This window comes from Leptolyngbya sp. 7M (assembly GCF_018128485.1).
In genome coordinates, this window is record NZ_CP070897.1 from 5,482,420 (window position 1) to 5,498,541 (window position 16,122).

Below are 16,122 nucleotides of genomic sequence, written 5' to 3' on the forward strand. Positions count from 1 at the left end.
GTTGTCTCCTAACTTGGAAAGCAGGGTTGCAGGTCTCTATCTATTTCATTGAGTACCGCAACGGGATGCTGGCCAATAGAGATATTCATCCCATCTGCACCGTAAAAAACCTGACTCGACAATCGAGCCAGGTCACTAGTGCTAGACCCTAATGGATGGAAGATGAATACAAGGCTGGGAGAGGTATCTCGAACCTCCTGAACAATGTTTGCCACGGGGCATCCTATTCCACAAGGGAAATTTGGTGTTCGATTAGATTAGCGAGCAGCGAGTGAGCATATTCAAGCGAGTAGTGTCTCGGCTTACCCTGAAGGACAATTTGATACTCATCCGGGGACTCACCATCCCCATAGCCTGAGATCAAATGCTGATGAAATGCCTCGGCAGCCAACTTTTCAACTTCGGCCCGGAGATGATCCCCAGGCAGATGATCTCCAGTCGAATCTGTTGGGGCAGGGTTAGCAGTGTTGGCTGTGTGTATTGCAGCAGTAATCATTTCTGCAATCTCCTGAATTCTGTTTTAGTTATAGAGAATCTTGGTAACGATTTCATCCCTCGATTGCCTTACCTCTATTGACGGACGCTGGATTTGGTTTAGCTGATTCAGTTTGGGTGACTTGATTTAGCAAATTCAAGTAGCGGCAATTTGGCAATCACTCTGATTAAACCGCAAGCATCAGGGTAAAGTCGGCAAGTTCAACACGATGCTTACGTTTATTTGCGTTTGTTCATTAATTCGCCGCTTTTTAGTTACTCAAATTAATGAAGCGAAATATTGCATCCTTTGGTCTGTTTAGCTGCGCCACCTGTCGAACCCGCTGGGTCACCTCAAAGCCGTTCATGTCAGGCATCATGACATCGAGCAGCACCAAATCGGGAGGTGCGGTTTTGATCCTATCCAGAGCTGCCGGACCGCTGTCAGCTAATTCCACCTGATATCCTTCGCTTTCCAAAATTGCTTGCAACAGCAGAAGGTTATCAGCGATATCATCAACGACTAAAATTCGGTCGGTTTCACAGTTCATTTTAGAGAACACAATATCGGGAATAACAGGCATCTAGTCTAGAATATTCGCTACTGGTATCCATTGTCTTGATCCGAATCACGCAGCTAACTCTAGCTAAAGTTAGATTTCACTTAACCTCTATCAGTTGCGTTTGACACTTGATGGCAAAACTATAACACCAATTGTGCACCTGATCCGTAGAACAAACTGGAACAAGCGAACTAGAGACCTGAATGGCTCAAGCCTATAGGAGCAATGCTAGAACTAGAAGAGGTACGAAAAAGGATGCTTTTGAATGAGCAAATCTAAAATAGTCTGAGATAATTCTGTCGAAGCTTAGAAGAATTTAGTAGAGAATACCGCTCACTGCATGCATTATTAGTTGCATGCATTAGTTTATCAATTCTGGGTCAAATACCCATATGGAGAAAAGGCTGTTGATCCTAGCCAAGTAACTAACAAGAGTTAAAGGTTCAACAGCACTATGAGCACTTTATTTGAAACGACGCAAGCTCTCAGAGGAGTCTGTCCAGAATTTTGTATCAATTTAGCTTGCACTGATATCATGAGCAGCTTGGGCAGCAAGACAACCCATCAAGATTGGCAGACTCTCAAAGGGGATCCAACCCAATGTCAGAACTAATAGGTTTTCTTATAGCCGAGCTACATTTTGCCCTTCTGCATTACCTCTTGCAAATGTCTACGCACTTCTTGAGCGTGCTCTCTGTCGGCTTGCTGGAGTTTTTGCAAGAGTTCGATACAGGGTTGCGAATCGGCACTGCGAGCATCTTGCATATAAGTCTCATAAAGCTGAACGGCTTCTGACTTATTCTTCAGCACCGCAAGGAGATCGTATTCAAGATCACTAATTACTTTGGAGTTACCGTTGGTTTGAGCCATACCACATTCCTCGATGAAAATTGTGTTAACCTTTATATTCACGTTGGCTCATATTCTCTATTCAGCCATCGCTCCTAATGCATAGAGATCTGGTGTATTGATTGCAACACTTTGTATTCATTAATTTCGACTTAACAAAAATAGAGTGCCGAGTAAGGCTTCCATCGCCACACCGCCCCAGTTTTTAATCGAAATGCTGCGGTCAAACAAACTGGAAAGAAATCGCGCCACTGCCGCAGTCAACGAAGCAACCCCCAGCACTGTGAAAGCGTCAGGAGATTGGAGCCAAAGACAAGCCACACACAAGCCCAGGAAAAAGCTGCCGAGGGTCGAACGAATTTCAGACATCCCCAATGGTTCGATCGGCGCAAGCCCTACAAAACCAGCCATGGTTTTAGGAAAACAGAGTGCAGCGATGCCAAGTAGCCCCAAAAATGGGCACATTGCCAGATTCCAGCAACCCCAATTCTTCTAACGTTCGAGTGCGCTGCAGCTCCGCTTGAGCTGATGTTGGCCCCAGACCACAATACAAGTTTTCATCCGGGATCATTTTGATAACCCCATTCCTTAGGTTCCCTATAGCAATCACGTTAAAAGTTAACGGAAAGTCATTCACTATACCTAAGGTTCCCGCACTTCTAGAATCGGAAACAATAAAGATAAGATGCTGCCAAAATCTATCTAAGGGCATACTCAGAACCAAGCCGCTGGCTTGTCCCAATTTAGTAAAAGCTTAAATTAAATGTAATTAATATTACTTGTTTCGCCGTATTTATACTTAAAGCCCAATGATTTTTATACAGGAGTTGCGAAGAGTCATGAAGTAGTTTTTTGGATGCAAAGCACTTCGCCTAACGCTTGGATTGAGACAAACCATTTGGAGGCGCAGATAGCAAAGTGGCTTCTCACCATGCCTTATCTACACCAAGCTCAATGGCGTGGAGGTGTGCTTTAGAGAATTGGGGGGCTAGGCCGATCGCAGTAGATCAAGCTGATTGGCAGTCTGCTGCAACTGATGCATATGGTGGAACAAATTCCAGCAGTACTGTTCCGGCAAGCCGCAAGTGACCGCTCCGCGCAGCACAACGTTAAAGTACCAGTCGTTGGGGGCATGTTCTTCGGTGAGTTTTTCAATCACCGTATAGGTGCGAACTTGGCTGTAGCGCTGGCCTTGGCAAATCACTTCGATGGTTTCGTGACGATAACCTTCTTCGCGCTCGTCGAGTCGGTGGCTGAGTCGCCAAGGTAATCGGTAGAGCACACCTTCGACCCGTGCCGTCGGATCTTTGACAATATCCAACACTCCACAATTGCGCCGCTGCGATTTTCTAAAGAAGCCGAGGCGATAGCCTTCCAGCGTGGCAGCACCAATCACAAATGGATGGGTGCTTTCTCCCAGCGAGCGTTTCAGGTCCACCGGGCACATGCAGGAGCCATAGGCAAAGTAGTAAAACGAAGGGCTGGCTGGGTTGAAGCTGCTGTCAGGAACGGGTTGGCTGGAGGTGGTTCGCATGGTGGAATGGTCGGAGAAGAATGGCTAGCAGTACAAGGGATTTCTACAAGCATCCGTAAAAGAAATACGAAAAGCGCTCTTTTTTCATCGTATTCCTGCTGATATGCAGTGATTGTATCAAAGACTGCTTGACATGTCACATATTCCGATTGAATAACCGTAGATTCGGAATTACCCAGCAGCGAGAATTGTTTCCCATTGCCTGTAGAATCGGGAAATGACACATCTGACTGCTGATATTCCAAAGTGTGCTTGGCAGCGAGCCATTGGCTTGGGTTGGGAACGGCCCTATCGGGTGCGCTATGCCAGCAATATTGACGATGGCCCTTGGCACGGGATGCCGCTGGGTGGGTTTGGGGCAGGCTGTATGGGCCGCTCGCATCGAGGCGACTTTAACCTCTGGCACATCGACGGCGGCGAGCATGTGTTTCGCCCAATTCCGGCCTGAGATTCAGGTTCTAGTGTCTGTTAAAGACTTCCGGGTTCAAGTCCCGGGTTCCGCATTAGCCAGACGAAACAGATTTAGCCAGGCAAGATAGATACGGTGTATCGAAGTTTGCGGGTTTGCGGGCGTTCCTGAGTGAATCGCTCCTAGACCGGGTTATTTGTTGGTCATAGGTTGGTCATGGGTTGGTTAAACCTAATTGCCCTGGCCAGCATGTAAAGCTAGCTTAAAATTTCTTATGGGTTGACGATTTTCTGTAACAAAGATTTAATCATTTGCTAGGCGATTTTGCGGCATGAGGATTGGGATTCGTTATGAAACCAATCAATAACTTTCAACAGAATCAACTCAAGCTGCGGCCAAACGAGCAGTTCAGGGCAAATGGTAACTGGGTTGCTCCGGGGCAGAAACAACCAGAGTAAGGTAGGCTGAACTAGAAACCTATTGTCTTAATGTTTGCTGTTCTGACGTTTGCTGTCCTGACCTTGGCTGACACTTCAGTTGGCTGCCGCAAAAAATTGACGCAAGCGAACTGGTTCAGATAATGGGTGTCCTTTAGTGTGAGGTTGAGCGTTTCATGCGAGTTCTGCTGCTCTATCCCTTATTTCCTAAGACTTTTTGGTCATTTGAGAAGATTCTGGAGCTAATTGATCGCAAAGTACTGCTGCCTCCCCTGGGGTTGATTACGGCAGCGGCCATTTTCCCGGCGGAATGGGAATACAAGCTCGTCGATCACAATGTGCGCGAAGTCACGGAAGCCGAGTGGGAATGGGCCGATCTGGTAGTTTTGTCGGCCATGATCGTTCAGAAGCAAGATTTTCTAGAGCAGATCCAGATTGCGAAACGACGAGGTAAGCGAGTGGCTGTGGGTGGACCCTATCCAACCTCTGTACCCGAAGATGCCCTCGCCGCCGGAGCAGATTATTTGATTCTAGATGAAGGCGAAATTACGATTCCGCTGTTTGTGGAGGCAGTGCAACGAGGTGAGCCGCAAGGGGTTTTCCGCGCTCCGAATGGCGAAAGGCCGGATGTGACCACAACGCCGATTCCGCGCTATGACCTGCTGGAACTGGATGCCTACGATTCAATGTCAGTCCAGTTTTCGCGCGGCTGTCCGTTTCAGTGTGAATTCTGCGACATTATTGTGCTCTATGGCCGCAAACCCCGCACCAAAACCCCCGAACAGCTTCTGGCCGAACTCGATTTTCTCTATGAATTGGGCTGGCGGCGGGCCGTATTTATGGTGGATGACAACTTTATCGGCAACAAACGCAATGTGAAGCTGCTGCTGAAACAGCTAAAAGGTTGGATGGCCGAGCATCAGTATCCGTTTGCCTTTAATACCGAAGCCTCGGTAGATTTAGCTCAAGATCCAGAGCTGATCCAACTGATGGTGGAGTGCAACTTCAACGCCGTTTTCTTGGGAATTGAAACCCCCGATGCCGACAGCCTGGAGCTGACCAAGAAATTTCAGAACACACGCAGTTCGTTAGTCGAGGCAGTCCAAACCATCAACCGAGCGGGCCTACGCACCTTTGGTCACTGCCTTTGCCTTCTGCGCGATGGTGGTGGCTGGGTTGGAAACTGAAGAGTAGACTATAAACAGAATTAAACCACAAACCCCAAATCAATTTGCTCTAGGCGGTTCTTCTCAGGAGGAGCCGCAATTTGTTATCTGTATTTATTTCTAAATCAGCAGTTTGCGTTTTCTAACGATATCTTGGTCAGGTTTGAGGAATGCGGTGAAGAAAACGCCTACTACGATCCCGAGAATGTACAAATTTCCATGTGTTACGAACTGATCCAGCACGATGTCGATTTTTAATGGCGGATGTTGAAACACAGGCAGAATATGAAGATCAAGTACTCAATGCTGGATTGTTTACCTTCTTTTATGAACTCGGCCATACCTTAGTTGATCAATACGAACTGCCCATCACAGGTCATGAGAAGGATATTGGACAAAATTAAGCGCAAACCTAAAGTTCAAACTGAAGCACAAGCTATATAGCATCCAGTTGAAGCTCTACAATGCAAAAGTAACTTACTCAATCCCACCCCCTCTATGGTCTCAATTTTCCACATCGCGGAGCGCTCCCAGTGGCAGGCGGCTGAAGCAGATGGTGTTTATCAGCATCCGTCTTTGCAAACCGAAGGCTTTATTCACTGCTCTACGGCTGAGCAGGTCGTTTGGGTGGCGAACTCGTTCTTTCGTGGCCAGCAGGGGCTAGTCTTGCTGTGGATCGACAGTGAGCAGCTAGGGGAAACATTGCGCTACGACGAGGTGGAAGGCGTGGGCGCGTTTCCCCATGTTTACGGCCCGATTGCTTGCAATGCGGTGGTTCAAGTGTTGCAGTTTGAGCCGGATGCTGATGGAACCTTTGCCTTACCGCAAGACGTTGGGCAGGGTTGGAGTAGCAATGGGTGAAGCAGTGCGTTGGGTGATTGGGGGGCAGGTGCTGAGTTTTAAGTTTTAAGTTTTGAGTTTTGAGTTGTAAGTTTTGAATGTGATGAGCAACTTGTTGCGCTGGGTGCGGATGAGTTTGGTTTTGGTGGTTTGTTTGATTGGACTCACGGCTTGTCAGGCTGGGGTTGCGGCCAGTAATGTGATTCACCTAACCCTCTGGCATGGGGTGAATCCGCCGCCGAATCGGGATGTGCTGCAACGGTTGGTGGATCGGTTTAACCAGTCCCATCCCCAGATTCAGGTGGAATCCCTCTACGTGGGGCAGGGCGATCAGCAGATTCCCAAGATCCTATCAGCGGTGGTGGGTGGGGTGCCCCCTAATTTGCTCTGGTATGCTCCTATGCTCACGGGTCAGTTAGTGGAACTGGATGCAATCGTGCCTCTAGAAAACTGGCTCGATCCGTTGCCGATCAAACAAGACATCGATCCCACCCTGTTTGAGTCGATGCAGTTAGAAGGGCATCTCTGGTCGGTTCCCTTTAGCGTCAATAATGTTGGTGTCTTCTACCGTCCTAGTTTGTTTGCTGCCGCTGGGATTACCGAATTACCCCAAACCTGGAACGACTTCCGGCAGGTAGCCCGACGCTTAACCAATCGGCGGAGCTGACGTTGGGGCAGTAGGTGTCGGCAATCTATATGAGGCGGACGTAGTGCTGCCCATCGCCCAACAGGTTGCCACCTTACTACAACAACAGGGAATCCAAGCTGTTCTCACCCGCAATAGCAATGTGGAAATTGATTTGGAACCGCGAGTGCAGATGGCCGAACAAGCTCAGGCTAATCTGTTTGTCAGCATTCACGCCAACTCGATGGGGTTGGAGCGACCCGATATCAACGGCGCAGAAACCTACTATTACGCTAGTGGCGAAGCACTGGCTCAGACGATTCAATCCAGCATCGTCAGCAGTTTAGGCATGAACGATCGTGGGGTTAAGCAGGCTCGCTTTTATGTGCTGCGGCGAACCTCGATGCCATCAGTGCTGGTAGAAACCGGCTTCGTCACCGGTAGCGAAGATGGACCTCGTCTCGCGGATGCCAACTTCCGCAATCAGATGGCTGTGGCAATTGCTCGCGGCATTCTTCTATATATTCAGCAACAGGCAATGGCTGGCAGTCGCTGAGAAATTCCGTGCAGATGGGTAGCGAAGGGGCCTCATTAAACCGTTTGCTGCGTCTGCAACCAGTTTGTTAGATCAGCCAGGGTTGCAAAATCTAGCAAGGCTTCTCCAAGGGCTTCCAGTTGAGACAACGACAGAGCTTGAATCTGAGCTTGCAGTTCTGGGGGAACCGGACCAAATCGACGAGCTAACAACCGCAGGATGAGCGACTGTTCTCCTTGTTGTCGCCCTTCTTGTCGCCCTTCTTGTCGTCCTTCTTGATAGATTTCTTGGTAAATCACAGACTCGCGCATAAGAGTGCCTCTAAACACTTGTCGAATGAGATCTTTCTCAAATCTTAGCCCTGCTAGCAATTGAGTGTAGGCAGAAACATTGCGCTGCTGTCCAGTCTCTTCAATCTGGTTGACTTGATTTGCGACCTGCTCTAAAAGTGTTTGCGGCGAATCGGTACGAGCCAACACAGCTAGCGGCAGAAGGGCTGGATCAGCCAGTAGCGGCGTTGGATCTTGCTCCCACAGGCGAATCACCCGATACCGATGCAGAGTATTTTCCGCCTCAAACTGTTCCACCTGCACCGCTTCAGATTCGATGGGCTTCAGGAAAAGCACAATCTGAGTAATGGCACAACGATGCTGGCGATAGAGTCTGACCCAATAGTCCAACATCCGAAATGGCAATGGCGGCTCTGATTCTGGCGTCGTTTGAAACTCCAGATGCAAAATACGGCTACTCAAGCGCAGAAACGTGACGGCATCGGCTCGAATTGGCTCCAGGCTGAGTTCCGTCTTTAGCACCTGGACAGTATCAGAGATACCAGCTTCAGCCCCAAGCAACCAGCGGACAAAATTGACTGGATATTGCTCCGCCAGCGTTTTGCAAACATTGTCAAAAGGCACTGTCGTTTACTGGATACCAATTCTATACATTAAAGCGGAACAGCATCACATCGCCTTCCTGCACGAGATACTCTTTGCCCTCACTGCGGACCAAACCTTTTTCTTTCGCCGGGCCTACAGCTCTTGATTCCTCGGATTCTCGACTCAATTTCAGGACATATGGCCTACAGCGGCTATCTGGGATATTTTATTGGCCTCAGCGTTCTCAAACCGGCCAAGCGTTGGCGCATCTTGGGGGTTGGATACTTAACGGCAGCCGCTCTGCACGCACTCTGGAATACAATGGGGCTGGTGAACCTGCTGGTGCTGGCTGTGGTTGGCGTGGTTTCCTATGCGTTTTTGACGGCAGCAATTTTGAAAGCGAGGGCTTTATCACCCACAAGGTCACAAAATTTTGCTACAAGGTTCACGCGCCTACGCTGAGGGAAAGCAACCGTAAAAAAGGGTAGATGAGCGTCTGGGGGGTCAGTATGACTGGTCGGTAGACTGGTCGAAAGAAGGAGCTGACTAGGAAGCGGTATCCTCACCAGCTTGGTTCTGATGAATTACCAGTATGGGTGTGCATCTATTCGGCATCAGCAGGCATTTGAGCAATTGCGTAGCGGGCAATCGCCAAACTGAGACGAGCTTGTTCAATTCCGGAGAGTTCGGTCCAGGCAGCACAGCGAACGGAGCGCAAAGCCGCTTCTAGCATTTCCGTATCCGAACCTCGCATCGCATAGGCAAACGGACGAGCCAAAACCTGCAAGTCCTCCTCGTCCCAGTTGGGTAAACACTCCTGCACACACTGCACCATTTGATCGGCCAGCGATAGGTTCGAGGTAATTACCTGGCGAGCACGACGGGCAATCGTCTCCAGCAATTGCTGAGGCACCTGAGCGGCAAACTGTTGCAGGAGGTCAACGCAAGCCGTATCTGTCGTAGTTTGCGTAGCTGGGGCAAAGCCAAACTCTGGATCTGACCACACCTGTTCCAAATAGTTCGACAACCGCTGTCCCTGTTCAGCCAACTCTTCCACCGACCAACCAGCCTTAACAATTTCCTCCTCGAGTGCATCAAAATAAGCGTCGGCCTCTGGTGCAATCGGATTCCAAGGGTAGAGATAGGACTCTTCAGGCTCACAAGGATATTGAATCGGCTCTCCCTGCAACATTAGTTGTAGCAGTTCAAGCTCAGCCTGCGCTTGGAAGGGAAACATGGAAGGGCGGCTGGGATTGTGGGTCATGATTTACTCCTAAAACTGTCTGAAGGATTCAAATCCTGTGAATTGGTTGACATGGAGTCACTACACTGGCAAAAAGACCGGTTCCGAATGGGTTTAGGGATCGATTTAATTTTTAATCCAAATAGCTTAGTCCAATTGGCGGAGGTTTAGCCGTTAGCGATGATTCAAATCCAGAATCTTCTTCACTGGAATTTCCTTAACCAGGGGGCGCACCAATCACAAATTCCAGCGCCTGACTGCTGGGGTTGCCAAATTTTAGCTGAGTTCTAGAGGGCAGTGGCACTTCGCGGTGATGCACAAAGGTCCAGCCACCCGGATTAGAGGGACTGGAAATCCAGGTACCCCAGCGAGAGCGGTCCCGCAGGAGATAGATGGGTTCACTATCGTCAATTGATGAGGAATCACGATAGAGGATCTGGGCGCAGGTCATGAATGGCTTGCTCAAGGTGCTCGATGGTGAGACGTTGGTCGTCGGTGGCCCTTTGTTTCACTTGATCGCTGACGATTTTGCCAATCCCGGCGGTGCCGGCTCCGGAGGCAACGGTGATCACGCCAGCAAGAGTCGTGACGGGAAACAGCATCAGGGCAGCCCCGGTTAGCATCACGACTAAGCCGGCTCCACCGGAGGCGAGCGTGACAATATCGCTCCCCAACCGGGCGCTATTGCGGGTTTGTTCTAGCTCCTGCTGTTTGCGCTCTAGAGCGGCAATCACGAGTTTGGCTTCCTCGAGGCTCATGGCTAAACCCGGCCAATCGATGGGTGTGGTGTCGGGGTGCTGCCCGACTTCAATTCGATGCTGATCAATCAACTGGGACGCAAACGCGATCACGGCTTGTAAGGACATAGCGACCTAACTCCAACACGAGGGGTTGGCGTCGATCCTAACTCGGCATTGTTAAGGAATATTACTTTGTTGTTCAGAAAGGGGACTGGGGCTGGGAGCATCCCCTATGCTGCAAAAGATGTGGTCCGCTCCATGAGTGTGCCATCGGCAGTGTTTCTGACGGCGTCCATTGACATCCCCTATGTACCAGCCCTTTCGTGACTATCTCGAACAGTCCTTATCGCAAAACTTTGAGCTACAGGCGCGCCCAATTCCAGCCGGCCTTGCAACTCGGGTGAGTGAACGGGGTCGCTATCCGGCCACGATTCGCAGTTGGTGTTATCAATGTCCGCAGTTGCGCAAGATTCGCTACACCTACATTGATGCGGGGGAAAGTGCTCAGATTTTTAATAGCGTGATTTATCCCAATCATCAGTATGATCTGCCGCTATTGGGGATTGATTTTCTCTCGTTTGGTAAGGTGAAAAATCTGATTGTGATGGATTTTCAGCCGTTATTTCAAGATGAGGCCTATCAAGCCCGCTATATTCAGCCGCTGCAAACGTTGCACGACCGCTATCCGGATCTGGCTCAGAATTTGGAAATGAAATTCTATGATGCCAATCAGTATTTCTCGAAATATTTGCTGTTTGCCAAAACCGATGCCGAAACGGTGTCCACTCGCGTGTTTGCTGCATTCCAAGAGTATCTCAATCTCTATTGGCAGTTATTAGATCAAGCGGAACCCCTGAGCGCCCCTGATGCAATGGCGCGAATTGTGCAGGCGCAAAAAGACTACGACCAATACAGCGCGGATCGCGACCCGGCGTCGGGCTTGTTTAGCAGCTACTTTGGACACGAGTGGGCCGAGCGGTTTCTCTACGAGTTTTTGTTTGAAGATGCGGTACCGTTGGCGGTGGCGGCAAGCCGTTAAGCGGGCTGCATCTCCATGAATATCAATATTCAGCCTTGCTTGTGACGTGAGAGGGTTTGCCATGACGCTGTATCAACCGTTTCTCGATTGGGCCGTGGCGCTGTTGCACGAGCGATTGGCGTTGCAGCTCTACCCGATTCCAGCCGGGTTTGAGTCGAAGCAGGCGATGGTGGGTAAAGGCAAACGTCTATTGTCGCTGATGGCCGTTGCAGTGTTTCCGCGAGAAGCCTTTGCGAAACTGCCCAATTTTAGAGAAGTGGCCCAGAAGTTTATCATGCAGCATCCTGAGCTGACCCACAACATCCATCTGCCCAGTCAGCCGGGTGAGCGAGGCCGCCTGATGCTGTCGATCTTGAACGAGGCGAAGCTGCGCCGCGTGCTTTCTAGAATGCTGGATGAATCCGAATTTCTGAGCGATTATGGCATTCGTTCTCTGTCGCGCTATCACCTAGAGCATCCCTACCGCTTCCATTACGGTGGACAGGAGTATAAGGTGGGGTATGTTCCCGGCGATTCTACATCTGGGATGTTTGGCGGCAACTCCAACTGGCGCGGCCCGATCTGGATGCCGGTCAATCTACTGCTGTTGCGCTCGTTGCTGCAACTCTATACCTACTATGGCGATTCCTTCACGGTTGAGTACCCCACCGGGTCGGGCAAGTATATGTCGCTGTACGAAGTGACTCGCTGCATCACTGAACGGTTGGTGAGCATTTTTCTCAAGGACGAATCGGGCCGGCGTCCGGTGTATGGCGGGGCCGAAAAGTTTCAGACCGATCCCCACTGGCGCGATCTGATTCTGTTCTATGAATATTTCCACGGGGATAGCGGAGCCGGAATTGGGGCCAGCCATCAAACCGGATGGACGGGCTGCGTGGCGCGCCTGATTCAAGCGCTGGGCTACGTGACACCAGAAATCGTGCTGGATACTATGTCTCCTGGAGAAGTGGCAAAATATCGAGTTTAATGTCATGAGTTTAATGTCATGAGCTTAATGTCATGAGTCAATCTGTCAAAGCTGTGCTGGTTGCCCGTGCCCGCCTGGGCGAGTGTCCGGTCTGGGATGCCGATGGTCAGCAGTTGTTCTGGGTCGATGCCTACAATCACCGAGTGCACCAGTTTGACCCTGCCAGCGGCCAAGACCGTTATTTTGATACGGGCGATGTGGTCAGCGCTCTTGTTTTGGCGGGCCGCAATCGTCTGCTGATCGCCCTGCAAAATCGCCTTGCTTTTCTGGAGCTGTCAACCGGCGAAGTCACCACGCTGTACACGGTTGAGTTTCCCCATCCCGACACGCGATTCAACGACGGTAAATGCGATGCCCAGGGGCGGTTCTGGATCGGCTCGGTGAGTGACGCAACCGGGCAGGCCGCCCTCTATCGCTATGACCCCGATGGGTCGTTTCAGGTGATGGAAACCGGGCTGACCATTTCGAATGGGTTGGGCTGGAGTCCCGACGGAACCACTTTTTACCTGACCGACTCAGCACCAGCCAAAACCATCTACGCCTATGACTTTGAGGCTAAAACTGGCACCATTCACAACCGCCGCGTTTTGGTGGACCTGAGCCAAGAGGAGGTAGAACCCGATGGCTTGACGATTGACCGGGAGGGAAACCTGTGGGCAGCTCTGTGGAATGGCTGGCAGGTCGCTTGCTTCGACGCCAGCGGCCAGGAGAAGTTTCGCATTGCGATGCCGGTGCAGCGGCCAACCGCGAGGCTTGCCCCACCTCTGCTCCCTGCCAATCTTTTACTATGCACTCAACCATGACTCGCTATACCTTCACTCACGGTGGCAAAACACTATAAAAAACCAGATACTGTTTAGCTTTTGGATTTCAAGCCTGTGATTTTTTCGGCCGCGATCCGTTACGCCTTGGCTCGACCAACCGACTTAGCTGGAACGATATTCACTAGAGCACCCGGTTTACCCGGCAGTGCGCCTTTGATCAACAGCAGGTTACGTTCGGCATCAACTCGAACAACGGTCAATTTACGCACCGTGGTGCGGGTATTGCCCAATTGACCGGCCATTCGCTTACCGGGATAAACCCGACCGGGCGTTGTTCCGGCACCTGTTGAACCAGGCAAACGGTGATTCTTAGAACCATGCGCCATTGGACCCCGCTTAAAGTTGTGGCGCTTCTGATAGCCTGCAAAGCCGCGACCAATGCTAGTACCAATTACATCGACCAACTGACCTGGGGTGAAGCTGTCTACCGTGAGCTGCTGCCCCAAGTCAAAACTGGCCGTATCGTCCAGCCGGTATTCCTGCAAGTAACGCAACGGTGCCGCGCCAGCTTTCCCTAAATGCCCAAGCTCAGGCTTATTCAAGGCTTTTGCGGCCACTTCGCCATAGCCAACTTGAATGGCGGCATACCCGTCAGTTTGTTTGGTTTTGACTTGAGTAACCGTACATGGACCCGCCTGAACGACAGTTACAGGAATAGCAACCCCCGTCTCGTCGAAAATTTGAGTCATGCCGAGTTTTGTGCCGAGAATCCCAATAGACACAGTTCTGGTCTCCCTTGTTCTACCTTTTGCACCTTTTCCGTTGAAGCTGAACAGTCGGCGATCTCGCAGCTTTCGTCCGCTTCAGACACACCAGCAAAAACCAGCAGCTCACTCGTAAAGAGCCACTTTCAAACCAGCAGATTCATGACACGAACCCGCAAACGGAAAAGTCGATCAATATGCTCTCACTTCAACCGGCTTGAGGACTTAAACAGAAGGTGCATCTGCCAGTATCCCGCGCCCAGAGAGCAACCACCGCGCTTATCAGCATTGAGTAAGCAGCCCAGCAATCGACTCGAAACAGCCCACAGCACAAGAGCTATCTAATGAGGTCGATGACGCCAAAGAATGCATAGATTCGGTTCAACCAACCTGTCAAACTGACTTTTAGGAAACCGATTCAGCCCCTGGCTGCTCTAACCTGAATTTTGGCAACAGCTATTTATCATAAGACAATTTTTTACAAACTGTCTAGTCTTTTTTGAAATTGGGATTGGGTTATGGGATTGGGTTAATCGATGTGCTGGCGGTTAAAACCGCAACGACACAAACTAAAGTGCGCATACACGCACTTCTAGCAAAGCGTTTTCCCATTCAGTTGCTGCTCTGCCTTTCTATACTAGGGCGCGGGTTCAATTTCTCCGTTGCTATCTGAGCAGAACTGCCCTTTAGTTTGAACTCAACAACAATCATTTGAGCTATAGCTATTGGCGTAAGATTACCGATAAAGCGCAGCTTACAACCGCGACACCCGAAGAAGCGGAAGAAATCGAAGAGCAATTGGCGCGGCTACCCAGCCCTCAACCCAGCTATATTCTGTGTTTGAAAAAAGGAGAGCGGCAAATTACGGTAGATCTCTGGCAACTCTGCTATCAAATCTGCTTCCGCAACTATAGTCCGGTTTTGAATGCGCTCGATCAGGATCTGATTGTGGAGGTCGATACCCGCTTAATAGATGATATGGGTGAGGTAGACTGGCTGCGACTCGACGAAAAGGCCAAACAGTTAATTGAACAAATCTTTGTTAGCCTTTCCCCTCACCGAGTAGCTGCCGACCCAGATGATTCCGAACCGCTTGAGACGAATGAACCTGAAGCCGATGAATAGGCGTAGAAACAACAGCTTATACCAACTACTAATTCCATAGAAGTTGAATAGAATAATCTATTCACAAGCAATTCATGGCTCAAACAAAACTGGTAAATCATCCCGTCATTGTGAATTGAAGCGAATAGATATAGCCTTAATTATGACCTTTGACACAGGGCAGGAAAGGACTAACCACTTGGCTAACTACTTAACGATGAGCGGCATGTAGATCATTACAGCTGCTGCTGAATCATCACTGATTCAGTGGTGATAATGAGACTTCATATCAGTCCACCGACCAGCCCTAAATCAGCTCGCTTAGTTTTGCCCTAATCTCCTATCTATCAGGCACGAAGCGAATGATTGATGCTACCCTTAAGTCTGGATCTTGATTAGAAAAAACGTTGTAGGGCTTCTATGTCACAGGACTTGCTGCGCTCGCTGGTTTGGATGGACTACAGACTGGCCGTGCTATTTACCGTAATTCTGCCGTTAATCTTATTGATTTGGGCATTTGTAAAGCGAGCCGAAGCCATGCAGCGGTTGCTGATCATCTACTGGCGCGTTGCGAGCCTACTGGCTATCACAATCTACCTTCTGATTGGAAATTTTCCAATTGGCTTTATGACTGGTTTCCTCGCTTGCATCCTGATTCCGCTCAGCCTCTGGTTTTGGGCCGATCTGAATGAGGAGATCTACGAGCAGCCGTCGTCTCCCTTGAAGCTGACGTTTACTTCCTGGCGTTGGGCCGTCAGTGTTTACAGCATTTTAGGGGCCGTAGCCAGTATCCCGTTTCTGCAATGTGCCATCTCCCAGACCGCTTTTGCGACCCCCTTTTGTCAGGTTTGGCTGGAGGCTCCCTTGGGTTTCAAAGATGTATTCCATCCCAAATATCAACCGGGCTTCTTGGGATTCCTCGGAATCACTGCCTTAATCATTTACGTGCTCTATTTCGGCTACTTTGTGCTGGTGCGGTTGGGAAAACAGGGACGCTCTGCAGTTGAGCAGTAAGTTGAGCAGTAAGCAGCGGTATCAATTTGTGATTATTCTTCAATGCCGTGGCTTTTACCGATTACCCAATGCCGTCGGAAAAAACGAGCCAAACTAGACTCTTCCAACGATAGATAAATGGGACGCCCATGCGGGCAGGTGCGGGGATTGCGAGCAGGATATCGTTTCTTTGAAAGAGGC

At 50.0% G+C, this 16,122-nt stretch carries 22 protein-coding genes and 2 pseudogenes; 13 read left to right on the forward strand and 11 right to left on the reverse strand.

Annotated features, from left to right (window positions below; genetic code table 11):
• Positions 1 to 223: 223 nt before the first annotated feature.
• From JVX88_RS28745 to JVX88_RS28765, 5 genes are all read right to left on the reverse strand, one after another.
• Complete coding sequence (locus JVX88_RS28745) at positions 224 to 496, reverse strand: hypothetical protein (protein ID WP_263975292.1); 273 nt, start codon at positions 494 to 496, stop codon at positions 224 to 226.
• A gap of 250 nt (positions 497 to 746) precedes the next feature.
• Positions 747 to 1,058, reverse strand: coding sequence for a response regulator (locus JVX88_RS28750; RefSeq protein WP_225931206.1), 312 nt, complete (start codon positions 1,056 to 1,058; stop codon positions 747 to 749).
• A 612-nt stretch (positions 1,059 to 1,670) separates the two neighbouring features.
• Positions 1,671 to 1,907 (reverse strand): hypothetical protein, encoded by a 237-nt coding sequence (locus tag JVX88_RS28755; protein ID WP_211621945.1) that lies wholly within the window; start codon positions 1,905 to 1,907, stop codon positions 1,671 to 1,673.
• Positions 1,908 to 2,027: 120 nt separating this feature from the next.
• A complete protein-coding gene (locus tag JVX88_RS28760; protein ID WP_225931207.1) occupies positions 2,028 to 2,351 on the reverse strand; it encodes a DUF4345 family protein in 324 nt (107 codons plus the stop codon).
• A gap of 523 nt (positions 2,352 to 2,874) precedes the next feature.
• A complete protein-coding gene (locus tag JVX88_RS28765; protein WP_211621947.1) occupies positions 2,875 to 3,420 on the reverse strand; it encodes a gamma-glutamylcyclotransferase in 546 nt (181 codons plus the stop codon).
• Positions 3,421 to 3,637: 217 nt separating this feature from the next.
• On the opposite strand from JVX88_RS28765, the gene JVX88_RS28770 reads away from it, so the two are divergent.
• From JVX88_RS28770 to JVX88_RS28800, 7 genes and pseudogenes are all read left to right on the forward strand, one after another.
• Positions 3,638 to 3,868: a GH116 family glycosyl-hydrolase gene (locus JVX88_RS28770; protein ID WP_317134476.1), complete on the forward strand. Its 231-nt coding sequence runs from the start codon at positions 3,638 to 3,640 to the stop codon at positions 3,866 to 3,868.
• Between the two features lie 574 nt (positions 3,869 to 4,442).
• Positions 4,443 to 5,396 (forward strand): annotated as a pseudogene (locus JVX88_RS28775) (B12-binding domain-containing radical SAM protein); the annotation flags it as partial.
• A 144-nt stretch (positions 5,397 to 5,540) separates the two neighbouring features.
• Positions 5,541 to 5,690: a DUF4344 domain-containing metallopeptidase gene (locus JVX88_RS44510; RefSeq protein ID WP_410503804.1), complete on the forward strand. Its 150-nt coding sequence runs from the start codon at positions 5,541 to 5,543 to the stop codon at positions 5,688 to 5,690.
• Positions 5,690 to 5,836, forward strand: coding sequence for a DUF4344 domain-containing metallopeptidase (locus JVX88_RS41210; protein ID WP_211621948.1), 147 nt, complete (start codon positions 5,690 to 5,692; stop codon positions 5,834 to 5,836). The genes JVX88_RS44510 and JVX88_RS41210 overlap by 1 nt, the downstream gene beginning before the upstream one ends.
• A 94-nt stretch (positions 5,837 to 5,930) precedes the next feature.
• Positions 5,931 to 6,293 carry a DUF952 domain-containing protein gene (locus tag JVX88_RS28790; protein ID WP_211621949.1) on the forward strand — a complete coding sequence of 121 codons (363 nt, stop codon included), beginning with the start codon at positions 5,931 to 5,933 and terminating at the stop codon, positions 6,291 to 6,293.
• An 82-nt stretch (positions 6,294 to 6,375) separates the two neighbouring features.
• Positions 6,376 to 6,939 carry an ABC transporter substrate-binding protein gene (locus tag JVX88_RS28795; protein ID WP_211621950.1) on the forward strand — a complete coding sequence of 188 codons (564 nt, stop codon included), beginning with the start codon at positions 6,376 to 6,378 and terminating at the stop codon, positions 6,937 to 6,939.
• A gap of 43 nt (positions 6,940 to 6,982) precedes the next feature.
• The gene (locus tag JVX88_RS28800) at positions 6,983 to 7,453 is read left to right on the forward strand and encodes an N-acetylmuramoyl-L-alanine amidase (protein ID WP_225931208.1); all 471 of its coding nucleotides are present in this window, start codon (positions 6,983 to 6,985) and stop codon (positions 7,451 to 7,453) included.
• Positions 7,454 to 7,488: 35 nt separating this feature from the next.
• Here the strand turns inward: JVX88_RS28800 and JVX88_RS28805 are convergent, their stop codons facing one another.
• Both JVX88_RS28805 and JVX88_RS44515 read right to left on the reverse strand, forming a co-directional pair.
• Positions 7,489 to 8,346 (reverse strand): DUF4351 domain-containing protein, encoded by an 858-nt coding sequence (locus tag JVX88_RS28805; RefSeq protein WP_211621951.1) that lies wholly within the window; start codon positions 8,344 to 8,346, stop codon positions 7,489 to 7,491.
• A 22-nt stretch (positions 8,347 to 8,368) separates the two neighbouring features.
• A pseudogene (locus tag JVX88_RS44515) lies at positions 8,369 to 8,455 on the reverse strand (DUF933 domain-containing protein); the annotation flags it as partial.
• A gap of 50 nt (positions 8,456 to 8,505) precedes the next feature.
• Between JVX88_RS44515 and JVX88_RS28815 the strand changes: the two are divergent.
• The gene (locus tag JVX88_RS28815) at positions 8,506 to 8,769 is read left to right on the forward strand and encodes a PrsW family glutamic-type intramembrane protease (RefSeq protein ID WP_410503736.1); all 264 of its coding nucleotides are present in this window, start codon (positions 8,506 to 8,508) and stop codon (positions 8,767 to 8,769) included.
• A 142-nt stretch (positions 8,770 to 8,911) separates the two neighbouring features.
• On the opposite strand, the gene JVX88_RS28820 is transcribed toward JVX88_RS28815, so the two are convergent.
• The 3 genes from JVX88_RS28820 to JVX88_RS28830 all read right to left on the reverse strand — a co-directional run bounded on the left by JVX88_RS28820 (position 8,912) and on the right by JVX88_RS28830 (position 10,416).
• Positions 8,912 to 9,571: a hypothetical protein gene (locus tag JVX88_RS28820; protein WP_211621952.1), complete on the reverse strand. Its 660-nt coding sequence runs from the start codon at positions 9,569 to 9,571 to the stop codon at positions 8,912 to 8,914.
• Between the two features lie 196 nt (positions 9,572 to 9,767).
• Entirely contained in the window at positions 9,768 to 10,001 is a 234-nt protein-coding gene (locus JVX88_RS28825) for a hypothetical protein (RefSeq protein WP_211621953.1), read from the reverse strand.
• On the reverse strand, positions 9,973 to 10,416 hold the full coding sequence (locus JVX88_RS28830) for a hypothetical protein (protein WP_211621954.1): 444 nt from the start codon (positions 10,414 to 10,416) through the stop codon (positions 9,973 to 9,975). The genes JVX88_RS28825 and JVX88_RS28830 overlap by 29 nt, the downstream gene beginning before the upstream one ends.
• Before the next feature lie 181 nt (positions 10,417 to 10,597).
• On the opposite strand from JVX88_RS28830, the gene JVX88_RS28835 reads away from it, so the two are divergent.
• The 3 genes from JVX88_RS28835 to JVX88_RS28850 all read left to right on the forward strand — a co-directional run bounded on the left by JVX88_RS28835 (position 10,598) and on the right by JVX88_RS28850 (position 13,099).
• Positions 10,598 to 11,329 carry a 15,16-dihydrobiliverdin:ferredoxin oxidoreductase gene (locus tag JVX88_RS28835; RefSeq protein ID WP_211621955.1) on the forward strand — a complete coding sequence of 244 codons (732 nt, stop codon included), beginning with the start codon at positions 10,598 to 10,600 and terminating at the stop codon, positions 11,327 to 11,329.
• A 61-nt stretch (positions 11,330 to 11,390) separates the two neighbouring features.
• Entirely contained in the window at positions 11,391 to 12,296 is a 906-nt protein-coding gene (locus JVX88_RS28845) for an MGH1-like glycoside hydrolase domain-containing protein (RefSeq protein ID WP_263975293.1), read from the forward strand.
• Positions 12,297 to 12,328: 32 nt separating this feature from the next.
• A complete protein-coding gene (locus tag JVX88_RS28850) occupies positions 12,329 to 13,099 on the forward strand; it encodes an SMP-30/gluconolactonase/LRE family protein (protein ID WP_211621956.1) in 771 nt (256 codons plus the stop codon).
• A gap of 98 nt (positions 13,100 to 13,197) precedes the next feature.
• Here the strand turns inward: JVX88_RS28850 and rplC are convergent, their stop codons facing one another.
• Complete coding sequence (gene rplC / locus JVX88_RS28855) at positions 13,198 to 13,842, reverse strand: 50S ribosomal protein L3 (protein ID WP_211621957.1); 645 nt, start codon at positions 13,840 to 13,842, stop codon at positions 13,198 to 13,200.
• Between the two features lie 693 nt (positions 13,843 to 14,535).
• On the opposite strand from rplC, the gene JVX88_RS28860 reads away from it, so the two are divergent.
• Positions 14,536 to 14,949 carry a hypothetical protein gene (locus JVX88_RS28860; RefSeq protein ID WP_211621958.1) on the forward strand — a complete coding sequence of 138 codons (414 nt, stop codon included), beginning with the start codon at positions 14,536 to 14,538 and terminating at the stop codon, positions 14,947 to 14,949.
• 399 nt (positions 14,950 to 15,348) lie between these two features.
• The gene (locus JVX88_RS28865) at positions 15,349 to 15,942 is read left to right on the forward strand and encodes a DUF3177 family protein (protein ID WP_211621959.1); all 594 of its coding nucleotides are present in this window, start codon (positions 15,349 to 15,351) and stop codon (positions 15,940 to 15,942) included.
• The last annotated feature ends 180 nt before the right edge of the window (positions 15,943 to 16,122 follow it).